Consider the following 10,632-nt stretch of genomic DNA (forward strand, 5'->3'; position numbering starts at 1 on the left):
CATAGGCCCCCAGGGCCGCAATCTCAACGAATGGCTTGGGCGCGATCGATCGGAGCGGCGGTGCCCTGCATCGAGACGGTGCTGGGGAGAGCTTCGAAAGCCGCCGGCGCCCTCTCGGGCCGATGCGCTAACCGGCGAAGATCGCCGCGATCTCGTCCGTTCCCAGAATCCGATGATCGCCCGCCGCCAGATCGTCCGGCAGTGCCAGCCCGCCGACGCGGTCGCGGTGGAGCGCATCGACGTGGTTGCCCATGGCGGCGAACATCCGCCGGACCTGATGGTAGCGGCCCTCGTGCAGAGTCACCGAGCAGTGGGTGGCGTCCTCGGTCTCCATCTCGACGGGCAGCAGCGGCCGGTCCTCACCCTCCAGCATCAGTTCGCCGGAGGACAGGATCGCCGCCTCGTCGCCCTGGAGCGGGCGGGCGAGGCTCACCCGGTAGCGCTTGGCCACTTTGGCCTTGGGGGCGATGATCCGATGCAGCAGGGCGCCGTCGTCGGTCAGCAGCAGGAGGCCGGAGGTCTCCTTGTCGAGCCGGCCGACGGTGGAGAGCGCCGGGTCGCGGCGGCGCCAGCGCTCGGGCAGCAGGCCGTAGACCAGCGGCCCCGCCTCCTTGTGCGAGCAGGTGACGCCGAGCGGCTTGTGCAGCATCAGGCACAGGCCCGGCAGCGGATCGAGCGGCTCGCCCATCACGGTCATCCGGGCGGGAAGGTCGGGATCGAGCGGGATGCGGGCGGAGGCGTCGGTCAGCGGCGCGCCGTCTCGGAGGATGCGGCGGGCCCGGGCCAGCCCCTCGATCTCCCGGCGCGAGCCGTAGCCGAGGTTGGCCAGCAGCCGGTCGAGGCGCAACGCCTTCATTTGCGGGCCTCGAACAGCTTGTAGCCGCCTTCCGTCACCGTGGGCGTCACGGTCTTGAAGGCGGCGCGCAAGGGGGCCTCGTAGGGCAGGTGGGCGTTGGCCACGAGGTACAGCGTGCCGCCGTTGCGGAGCGCCGCCGCCGCGCGGGCGATGAACGCTTGGCCCAGCGCCTGATCCTCGGCGCCGCCGTCGTGGAAGGGGGGATTGGTCACGACGAAGTCGAGGCCGGTGAGCGCGGGTTCGGCGCCGCGGAGATCCGCCCAATGCGCGGTGGCGCGGGCCTCGCCGACATTGCGCCGGGCCATCTCGATCGCCCGGCGGTCGATGTCGATCATCGCCAGCGACTTGACCTTTTCGGAGTGCAGCACCGCGCGCGAGAGGATGCCGAGACCGCAGCCGAAATCGGCGCCCTTGCCCGACAGGCTCGGCAGATGGCGCAGCAGCAGCGCGGTACCGGGATCGAGCCGGTCCCAGGAGAAGATGCCGGGCTGGGTGCACAGACCGAGATTGTCGATGTGGCGCGGGCGCCCCGCCTGGATCGCCTCATCGAGGCCGGCGGGTGCGGCCGGGCGCGTCGCGGTGCAGATGCGGTGATGGCGCTTGGCCTCCTCGGTGATCGCGCAGCCGAAATTGCGCAATTCCTTGGCGAGCCGGGTGCCGCCCTTGTCCTTGGGTGCCAGCACGGTGAGCCGCCCGCCGGGCTTCAGGGCCCGCAGCGCGAGCGCCAGGGCATAGCGGCGCTCGACCGTGCCGGGGGGCGCGAGCAGCACGGCATTCTCCAGACTGTCGGCGGCGATGTCTTCGAGACGCGCCGAGCCGGGGATCAGCGGCGAGACCTGCGCGGCGCCGTCCGGCACGGCGACAAGTTCGGCCAGCGGTAGGCCGTGGACGATGGCGTCAGAGGCGGCGGACATGGACTCGCATCATCTCGGCTTCGGACCCGATATCGCGCGCGTTTCCCCTCCCCCTTGCGGGGAGGGGTAGGGGTGGGGGTGGTTCAGGATCGAGCGCCCCGGTGCCTTCTGCGCCACCCCCACCTCCTACCTCCTCCCCGCAAGGGGGAGGAGAGCTCCCGGTTCGGCTCGGATGGTTGTTACGGGGACGGCATGAAGCCCCAAAAGGAATCAGCCGGTCGGAAATTCCAGCCCCATCTCGCGGTAGCGGGCGGGGTCGTCGGCCCAGTTCTCGCGGACCTTTACGTGCAGGAACAGGTGGACCTTGGCCTCGGCCACCTCCGAAATCTCGATGCGGGCGGCCTGACCGATCGCCTTGATGGTCTGGCCGTTCTTGCCCAGCACGATCGAGCGCTGGCTCTCGCGCTCGACGAAGATGGTCTGCTCGATCCGGACCGAGCCGTCGGGCCGGGCCTGCCACTGGTCGGTCTCGACGGTGGAGCGGTAGGGCAGCTCCTCGTGCAGCCGGTCGTAGATCTTTTCCCGCGTGATCTCGGCGGCCAGCATCCGCAGCGGCGCGTCGGAGACCTGATCCTCGGGGTAGAGCCAGGGGGAGGACGGCATCCGGTCCGCCAGCGCCTTGCGCAGGCGCTCGATGCCGTCGCCCTTGAGCGCCGAGATCATGAAGGTGTCCTCGAATGGCACCTGCTGGTTGAGCTTGGCGGCCAGTTCGAGCAGGCGCTCGCGGGGGATCAGGTCGATCTTGTTGAGGATCAGGATCTTGGGCCGCTTCACCTCGGGCAGGCGGCGGAGAATGGTCTCGACCTCCTCGTCGGCGCCTTTCCGGGCATCGACCAAGAGGCAGACCGCGTCGGCGTCCGCCGCGCCGCTCCAGGCGGAATGCACCATCGCCCGGTCGAGGCGGCGCTTCGGGGCGAAGATGCCGGGGGTGTCCACCAGGATGATCTGGGCGGCGCCCTCCATGACGATGCCGCGCACGAGGGCGCGGGTCGTCTGCACCTTGCGCGAGACGATCGAGACCTTGGCGCCGACCAGCGCGTTCAGCAGCGTCGACTTGCCCGCGTTCGGCACGCCGATCAGCGCGACGAAGCCCGCGCGGGTGTCCTGCGGCTGCCTCTGCTCGTGCGGTCCGCCCGTCGTGTCGTCCTCAGCCATGGGTGTCGTCCTGATCCTGGGTGCCGCCGATGCCCTCGCGGGCCAGCACGGCGCGGGCGGCCTCCTGCTCGGCCACGCGCTTGGAATTGCCCTCGCCGTAACCCGGCTCGATCCCGTCCACCCGCACGGCGATGCGGAAGACCGGGGCGTGGTCGGGGCCGGAGCGGTCCACCACCTCGTAGAGCGGGATCGGCAGGCTGCGCGCCATCGCCCATTCCTGCAAGGAGGATTTGGCGTCGCGCCCGCGCGGCGCGCCGGTCACCTCGCCGGGGCGGAAGGCCGCCTGCACGATCGCCTTGGTGGCCGCGTAGCCGGCATCGAGAAAGACCGCGCCGAGGATCGATTCGCAGACGTCGGCGAGGATGGTCTGGTTGCGCCGCCCGCCGGTCTGGACCTCGCCGGGGCCGAGATTGAGATGGGGCCCGACCTCCCAGGCTTCGGCCACCGCCGCGCAGGTCTCCCGCCGCACGAGGCCGGCCAGCCGCCGCGATAGCTCGCCTTCCTCCGCGTCCGGGAAGGCGGTGTAGAGGCTTTCCGCGATGGCGAGCCCCAGCACGCGGTCGCCCAGAAATTCGAGGCGCTGGTAGCTGCCGACCCGGCCGGTATGGCCCGCCTTGCTGACATGGGTCAGCGCCAGCGGCAGCAGCGCGGAGTCTGCGAAGGTATGGCCGATGCGGGCTTCCAGCACGTCGAGGCCCGGCCGCGGCCGCTGGGCGCGCCGGGCACGGCTGGAGCGCGGGGCGCCTTCGTCGGGCGCGCTCAACGCCGTTTGCCCGCCGGAGCGGGGCTTTCTGTCGGTGCCGCGGTCACGATGGCGAAATAGCGGTCAGTGGATCGTCGTGAAGAGGCGGTTCCAGCGGACATCCGCGGGCCAGCGCCAGAGCTGCCAGGCGGGGGTGCGCTCGTCGATCGAGAAGAAGATCATCTCGGCCCGGCCGACGAAGTTCTCGAACGGCACGTAGCCGACGCTGGAGAGGTCGCGCGAATCGGTCGAGTTGTCGCGGTTGTCGCCCATCATGAAATAGTGCCCCTCGGGCACCGTGTAGACCGTGGTGTTGTCCCAGAAGCCGCGGTCGCCATCGCGCTCGATCACCTTGTGGCTGACCCCGCCGGGCAGCGTCTCGGTGTACTGGGCGACCTTCACGGTCTGGTCGAAGGCGTCGAGGGTCTCGTAATCGGCGATGCGCTCGCGCTTGACCGGCTTGCCGTTGATGTTGAGCACGCCCTCGATCATCTGGATCTTGTCGCCGGGCAAGCCGATGACGCGCTTGATATAGTCGGTGGCGTTGTCCTTTGGCAGCTTGAACACGGCGATGTCGCCGCGCTTCGGCTCGGCCGCCCAGATCCGCCCATGCGCCTCGAACGGCAGGTACTCCGACAGCGGCAGGGAGTATTTCGAGTAGCCGTAGGTGTACTTCGACACGAACAGGTAATCGCCGATCAGAAGCGTCGGGATCAGCGAGCCCGAGGGGATATTGAACGGCTGGAACAGGAGCGTGCGCACCACGAGCGCGATCAGCAGCGCCTGGACGCCGACCTTCACGGTCTCGCGGATGCTCTCCCAGGTGCCGGGTTCCGCCGCCCGGATCTCCGATTTGCTGTCGCGATCCACGCGTGCGGGTTCCATGATCTCGTTGCCTTCGCAGCCTCACACGCCGATGCCCGGCCCGAGACCGTCCATCGCGCAATCGTTCTGCTGGGCCGGGGGTCTAGACCATGCGCGGGCCGCCCGCAACGCGAGGATAAGCCGGCTCAGCCGTGTATTCAGTTCAGGGCTTGGCCGCCGGGACCGCTTCGATGATCACGAAGGCTTGCGCCAGAGGGGGTTCGTCGGTGAGCGTGATGTGCAGCCGCGCCTCAAAGCCCGCCGGAACCATGCGTGACAGGTGTTCCTGCGCACCTCCGGAGAGCCGCAGCGTCGGCTGGCCGCCGGGAAGGTTCACCACCTCCATGTCGCGCCAGAACACCCCCTGGCCGATCCCGGTGCCGAGCGCCTTGGCGCAGGCTTCCTTGGCGGCGAAGCGCCGGGCATAGGACGGCGCCCGCGCCGCCCGCCGGTCGCACTTTGCCCGCTCGCCCTCGGTGAAGACCCGGTGGGTGAAGCGCTCGCCGTACTTTTCGAGGGAATTCTCGATCCGGCGGATGTCGCAGAGATCGGTGCCGATGCCGAGGATCATGTTTCGATCGCTTCCCGCTACCAGATTGTCTGGTGCTATATCTTAGTCGGCGCATGCATGTGATGCGGAGTCATGTCGGAAGATAAAATGGGACATACTAGGCTACGATAATCTCGCAGCCTTGAATGGAAATTTTTCTAACAGTTTTCAGCCACGGATTGACAGCATATTAGTTTTATATTAAGTTCTGTTTGATTTCAGGTCTGATCATGTAGAAGTAGTGATATCAGTGTTGCGTTTATCAATAGGAAAATTGGAACCAAGAGGACATTTTTGAATATACCTGTCTCGGATTTGAGCGCATACTGGCTATTTATCTTCGGATTGACAAAGATATCGACATCGCCTCCGTCGAAGATTTTTATTATATGATATTCTCTCTTGTTCAAGTCATTGTAGCTTATGCCGTTTAGTTCATAAACTAATGCCGGCACAATAAATGTGGAGTCGCCGCATGATGTGGTAGCGGAACCCACGATTTTTCCTGTGATCGGTATCCAATATTTTGGCCTAGTAAGATTCGATATAAATGCTGCAATCAGCGTTATATCAAAAAGCAACGTACAGATAATTGCTACAAAATTCTTGCTGCTCATATGGGTGTTGCCTTGCAATCTGATTTGTTGCTCCGCCTCGGCTGTTCAGCGCCCCGATTTCGATCCGGATTGAAAGTTCCTGCCAACCATCCTCAACTTACTAGTGCTCCGGCTACCGCCGCGCCCGGTCCATCGCCGCCCGCATGTCGTGCACGGCCTGCCGCAAACCGACGAAGATCGCCTCGGCGATCAGCGCGTGGCCGATGTTCAGCTCGCGCAACTGCGGCACGGCCGCGACCGGGCCGACGCTATCCAGCGTCAGGCCGTGGCCGGCATGGATCTCGAGGCCGAGCCCGGCGCCGTGGGCGGCGGCGCGCACGATCCGGTCGAGTTCATGCGCGACGCGCGCGGTGTCACCCGCAACGCAAGCCTCGCAGTAGCTTCCGGTATGGAGTTCGACCACCGGCGCCCCGAGCGCACGGGCCGCCTCCATCACCGCCTCGTCGGGCTCGACGAACAGCGACACGCGGATGCCGGCCTCGGACAGCGTCGCGATGCGGGGCGCGAGGTGCGCGCGCCCGCCGACGATGTCGAGCCCGCCCTCGGTGGTGCGCTCCTCGCGCTTCTCCGGCACGAGGCAGGCGGCATGCGGCCGGGTATGGAGCGCGATGCCGACCATCTCGTCGGTCGCTGCCATCTCCAGGTTCAGCGGCACCGGCAGGCTTTTAAGCGCCGCGATATCGGCGTCGCGGATGTGGCGGCGGTCCTCGCGCAGATGCGCGGTGATGCCGTCGGCGCCCGCTGCCACGGCCTCCCCTGCGGCGCGCACCGGATCGGGCATGAGCCCGCCGCGGGCGTTGCGGACGGTGGCGACGTGATCGATGTTCACGCCCAGGCGCAGGGACGACACGGCTTCTTCTTCCGGGCTCAAAAGATATGGGCAGCCGGTTTAGCCGCTGCCGCCGGGGCTTGGAAGCGGCTCGGAAGCGGGACTTCGCCACGGGCTGCGGCGGCGGGCGTGGTTGCGCGGGCGGCGGAAGTGCCCAGATTGAGGCGCGGCCGTTCCGGCCGGAAGACCAACCGATCGAGCGCGCATGCATGGCACGTTGTCCCGGCCGGATTCCCCGCAAAGCCGGCCGGCCGCCTCCCGGCTGCCGCTGACCCTGCGCTTGGCGCTCCGCGAACTGCGCGGCGGGCTTTCGGGCTTTCGCGTCTTCATCGCCTGCATCGCCTTGGGTGTGGCCGCGATCAGCGGCGTCACCTCGATCGCCGCCTCGCTCTCGGGCGGGCTCGGGCGCGAGGGCCGGCGAATTCTCGGCGGCGACCTCACCTATTCGCTGGTCAACCGCGAGGCGACCCAGGCCGAGCGGGCCGCATTGGCCGCCAAGGGCCCGGTCTCCGAGGTCGTGACTTTGCGCGCCATGGCGGTGGCGGGCGAGGGCGCGGCGCTCGTCGAGCTGAAGGCAGTCGATGCCTCGTACCCGGCGGTCGGTACGGTCGAGACCGATCCGGCCCGGCCGCTGCCCGAGCTGCTCGCCGAGCGCGACGGCGTCTACGGCGCGGTGGCCGACCCGGCTCTCCTGACCCGGCTCGACCTGAAGCCCGGTGACCGGGTCACGCTCGGCGGCTTCCCGGTCCAGATCCGCGCCGCGCTCGTGTCGGAGCCCGACAAGGTCGCCGCCGGCGTCGGCTTCGGCCCGCGGCTGATGATCGCGATGCCCGCGCTCCGCGCCACCGGCCTGATCCAGCCCGGCAGCCTCAACCAGTGGAGCTACCGTCTCCAGCTTCCCGGCCTCGACGACGCGCAGCTGACAGCGACCGACGCCGCGATCCAGAAGGCGCTGCCCGAGGCCGGCTTTCAGATGCGCGGGCGGACCAACGCCGATCCGCGCTTCGCCAAGGGCATCGAGCGCTTCACCCAGTTCCTCACGCTCGTCGGGCTGACCGCGCTGATCGTCGGCGGCGTCGGCGTAGCGAATGCCGTGCGGGCCTTCGTCGACGGGCGGCGCGGGGCGATCGCGACGCTGAAAAGTGTCGGCGCGCCGGGCTCGCAGGTGGTCGGGCTCTACCTCGTGCAGGTCATGCTGATCGCCGGACTCAGCACGGTGCTCGGACTGGCGCTCGGCGCCGCCCTGCCGTTCGGGCTCGACTTCGCCCTGCGCGACCAGCTTCCGTTGCCGCTCAACCCCGAGATCGCGCCGGGCCGCCTCGCGCTCGCCGCCGCCTACGGGTTGCTCACCGCGCTCGCCTTCGCGATCCTGCCGCTGGGGCGCGCCCACGACGTGCCGGTGGCCAGCCTGTTTCGCGACGGCGTCGATCCCGAGCGGCGCCGGCCGCGGACCCGCTACCTCGTGGGTCTGGCGCTCGCGCTCCTGGCGCTCGCTGGCCTCGCCCTCGTCACGGCGTTCGACCGCAAGGTCGCGCTGTACTTCATGCTGGCCGCAGGCCTCGCCTTCGGCGGGCTTCGGCTCATCGCGGTCGGCATCATGGCGTTGGCCGCCCGCCTGCCGCGGCCGCGGGCGATGGCGCCGCGGATGGCGCTGGCCAACCTCCACCGCCCCGGCGCGCTCACCCCCGCGGTCGTGCTCTCGCTCGGCCTCGGCACGACGCTGCTGGTGACGCTGGGCGCCATCGACGCCAACATCACCCGCGCGCTCGAAAGCTCGCTGCCGGGCCGCGCCCCGAGCCTGTTCTTCCTCGACGTGCCCTCGCGCGACGCGGAGGCCTTCTCGGCCTTCCTCGGCTCGAAGGCGCCCGACGCCAAGATCGAGCGGGTGCCGATGATGCGTGGGCGCATCACCGCGCTGAACGGCGTGCCCGCGGGCCAGATCAAGCCGCCGGAGGACGCGAGCTGGATCCTCGACGGCGACCGCGGCATCACCTACGCCGAGATCCTGCCCGAGGGCTCGCAGATCCTCGACGGCACGTGGTGGAACGCGGAAGAAGGCCGCCAGCCGCTCGTCTCGTTCGAGTCGGACGCGGCGCGGGCGCTGGACCTGAAGGTCGGCTCCACCGTCGCGGTCAACGTGCTCGGCCGCACGATCACCGCGAAGGTCGCCAACCTGCGCAAGGTCGAGTGGCGCTCGCTCGGCATCAACTTCGTGATGGTGTTCTCCCCCGGCACGTTCCGCGGCGCGCCGCATGCGGACCTGGCCACCCTGACGCTGCCGAACGGCCCCGAGCCGAAGCTCGAGGCCGAGATCGTGCGCGACGCCGCCAAGGCCTTCCCCTCGGTCACCAGCGTGCGGGTGAAGGACGCGTTGGATGCCGTGAACGACCTCGTCCACAAGCTGACGCTGGCGATCCGCGGCGCCAGCGTGGTGGCGGTGCTGACGAGCCTGCTCGTGCTCGCCGGGGCGCTCGCCGCCGGGCACCGGGCCCGGCTCTACGACGCCGTGGTGCTGAAGGTTCTCGGTGCCACCCGCGGCCGGCTTCTCTTCGCCTACGTGCTCGAATACGGTGCGCTCGGTGCCGTCACCGCTGCCTTCGGCATTCTGGCCGGGACGCTGGCCGGCTGGGGCATCGTCGCCCGGGTGATGCGGCTCGATTTCCGGCCCGATCCGGCGGGCGCCCTGATGGTGGCCGGCATCGCCGTCGCCTTCGCGGTGATCGTGGGCTTGGCCGGCACGTGGCGCATCCTCGGCCAGAAGCCGGCACCCTATCTGCGGCAGTTCTGAGTCATGGCCCCCGACGCCGAAAGACGAGCTTTAATCCCGGCGTTTGGTTAAAAACTTTCGCCGCCGGAACGACTTGAAATCTCGGCCGCGAGCTTCACCGCCCTCTTGTCTGTGACTGTCCGAGCGAACATATTCAGGCCCGAGGCGTGCTCGACACGCCGGGGTTCGCGCGTGGACCTCGCATCGATCCCGCGCCGGGAGCTTCCAAGGGAAACTTTCATGGCATTCGACAACAGCCCGTTCCGCTACGGTGCCCAGCCGCAGGGATACGCCGGCTCCCAGGTCGAGGTCGACCAGGGCCTGCGCAGCTTCATGCTGGGCGTCTACAACAACATGGTCGTCGGCCTCGGGATCTCGGGTCTCGTGGCGCTCGGCCTCAACATGGCCGTCCAGACCGGCACGATCGTCGCCAACTACAAGGGCATCCCGCTCAACCAAGTGGGTGTCTTCATCTACGGCACGTGGTTCAAGTACGTGCTGATGCTGGCGCCGCTCGCCTTCATCTTCGTCTTCTCCTTCCGGATGGACCGGATGTCGGCAGCCTCGGCGCGGACGATGTTCTGGGCCTTCGCCGCGGTGATGGGCGCCTCGATGTCCTCGCTGCTGCTCGCCTTCACGGGCGCCAGCGTGGTGCGGGTGTTCTTCATCACGGCGGCCACCTTCGGCGGCCTGAGCCTCTACGGCTACACGACCAAGCGTAGCCTGTCGGGCATGGGCTCGTTCCTGATCATGGGCCTGATCGGCCTGATCATCGCCTCGCTGGTGAACATCTTCCTGGCCTCGAGCGCGCTCCAGTTCGCGATCTCGGTGCTCGGCGTCCTGATCTTCGCGGGCCTCACCGCCTACGACACGCAGAAGCTGAAGGAGATGTTCCTCTACAGCGGCCTCGACGCCGAGGGTGCGGCCAAGATGTCCGTCAACGGCGCCCTGACCCTGTACCTGGACTTCATCAACATGTTCCAGTTCCTGCTCTCGCTCCTCGGCGACCGCCGCTAAGCGAACCGCAGACTGAGACCGAGAGCCCCGGCCGAAAGGCCGGGGCTTTTTCGTGGATGGAGCAGATTGCTGTACCGACCGCGGTCGTCATTCCGGGGCGCCGTAGGCGAACCCGGAATCCACGACGGGCCGCGCCGCCTCGTGCAGTCATGCATCACGGGTGGCTTCCGGGTTCCGCTACGCGGCCCCGGAATTGTCTGTTGGGGCTCTGCTAGAAAGAGGCTGTCCCGCAGCCGCGGGGTGCCTGGTCCGGGTGGCCACCCGGACCAGGCGCGGGGCGCCGACCGTCCCGGAATGGGGCTGCAACGCCCGTCGTCATCC

The 10,632-nt window shown here is 68.3% G+C and carries 9 protein-coding genes; 2 read left to right on the top strand and 7 right to left on the bottom strand.

What is annotated here, in order from left to right; translation table 11 throughout:
- Nucleotides 1–127: 127 nt before the first annotated feature.
- The 7 genes from HNR00_RS18230 to HNR00_RS18260 form a co-directional block, all read right to left on the bottom strand.
- Nucleotides 128–856 carry a pseudouridine synthase gene (locus HNR00_RS18230; protein ID WP_183571790.1) on the bottom strand — a complete coding sequence of 243 codons (729 nt, stop codon included), beginning with the start codon at nt 854–856 and terminating at the stop codon, nt 128–130.
- Entirely contained in the window at nt 853–1,770 is a 918-nt protein-coding gene (locus HNR00_RS18235) for a class I SAM-dependent methyltransferase (protein WP_183571791.1), read from the bottom strand. The genes HNR00_RS18230 and HNR00_RS18235 overlap by 4 nt, the downstream gene beginning before the upstream one ends.
- A gap of 210 nt (nt 1,771–1,980) precedes the next feature.
- Entirely contained in the window at nt 1,981–2,925 is a 945-nt protein-coding gene (gene era, locus HNR00_RS18240; protein WP_183571792.1) for a GTPase Era, read from the bottom strand.
- Nucleotides 2,918–3,688 (bottom strand): ribonuclease III, encoded by a 771-nt coding sequence (rnc, locus tag HNR00_RS18245; protein ID WP_183571793.1) that lies wholly within the window; start codon nt 3,686–3,688, stop codon nt 2,918–2,920. The genes era and rnc overlap by 8 nt, the downstream gene beginning before the upstream one ends.
- 63 nt (nt 3,689–3,751) lie before the next feature.
- Nucleotides 3,752–4,552 (bottom strand): signal peptidase I, encoded by an 801-nt coding sequence (gene lepB / locus HNR00_RS18250; protein ID WP_183571794.1) that lies wholly within the window; start codon nt 4,550–4,552, stop codon nt 3,752–3,754.
- Nucleotides 4,553–4,694: 142 nt separating this feature from the next.
- Nucleotides 4,695–5,102 carry a holo-ACP synthase gene (gene acpS / locus HNR00_RS18255; protein ID WP_183571795.1) on the bottom strand — a complete coding sequence of 136 codons (408 nt, stop codon included), beginning with the start codon at nt 5,100–5,102 and terminating at the stop codon, nt 4,695–4,697.
- Between the two features lie 708 nt (nt 5,103–5,810).
- A complete protein-coding gene (locus HNR00_RS18260; protein ID WP_183571796.1) occupies nt 5,811–6,548 on the bottom strand; it encodes a pyridoxine 5'-phosphate synthase in 738 nt (245 codons plus the stop codon).
- A 184-nt stretch (nt 6,549–6,732) separates the two neighbouring features.
- Here HNR00_RS18260 and HNR00_RS18265 point away from each other — a divergent pair, with 184 nt between their 5' ends.
- Both HNR00_RS18265 and HNR00_RS18270 read left to right on the top strand, forming a co-directional pair.
- On the top strand, nt 6,733–9,315 hold the full coding sequence (locus HNR00_RS18265; protein WP_183571797.1) for an ABC transporter permease: 2,583 nt from the start codon (nt 6,733–6,735) through the stop codon (nt 9,313–9,315).
- Between the two features lie 219 nt (nt 9,316–9,534).
- Nucleotides 9,535–10,311: a Bax inhibitor-1/YccA family protein gene (locus HNR00_RS18270; RefSeq protein WP_183571798.1), complete on the top strand. Its 777-nt coding sequence runs from the start codon at nt 9,535–9,537 to the stop codon at nt 10,309–10,311.
- Nucleotides 10,312–10,632: the final 321 nt, after the last annotated feature.

Source organism: Methylorubrum rhodinum, from assembly GCF_014199935.1.
Lineage (GTDB): Bacteria > Pseudomonadota > Alphaproteobacteria > Rhizobiales > Beijerinckiaceae > Methylobacterium > Methylobacterium rhodinum.

Excerpts from the sequence above, each read along its gene's own strand:
- HNR00_RS18230 (WP_183571790.1), bottom strand. The coding sequence starts at position 856 with ATGAAGGCGTTGCGCCTCGACCGGCTGCTGGCCAACCTCGGCTACGGC.
- HNR00_RS18235 (WP_183571791.1), bottom strand. The coding sequence starts at position 1,770 with ATGTCCGCCGCCTCTGACGCCATCGTCCACGGCCTACCGCTGGCCGAA.
- era (WP_183571792.1), bottom strand. The coding sequence starts at position 2,925 with ATGGCTGAGGACGACACGACGGGCGGACCGCACGAGCAGAGGCAGCCG.
- lepB (WP_183571794.1), bottom strand. The coding sequence starts at position 4,552 with ATGGAACCCGCACGCGTGGATCGCGACAGCAAATCGGAGATCCGGGCG.
- acpS (WP_183571795.1), bottom strand. The coding sequence starts at position 5,102 with ATGATCCTCGGCATCGGCACCGATCTCTGCGACATCCGCCGGATCGAG.
- HNR00_RS18265 (WP_183571797.1), top strand. The coding sequence starts at position 6,733 with ATGCATGGCACGTTGTCCCGGCCGGATTCCCCGCAAAGCCGGCCGGCC.
- HNR00_RS18270 (WP_183571798.1), top strand. The coding sequence starts at position 9,535 with ATGGCATTCGACAACAGCCCGTTCCGCTACGGTGCCCAGCCGCAGGGA.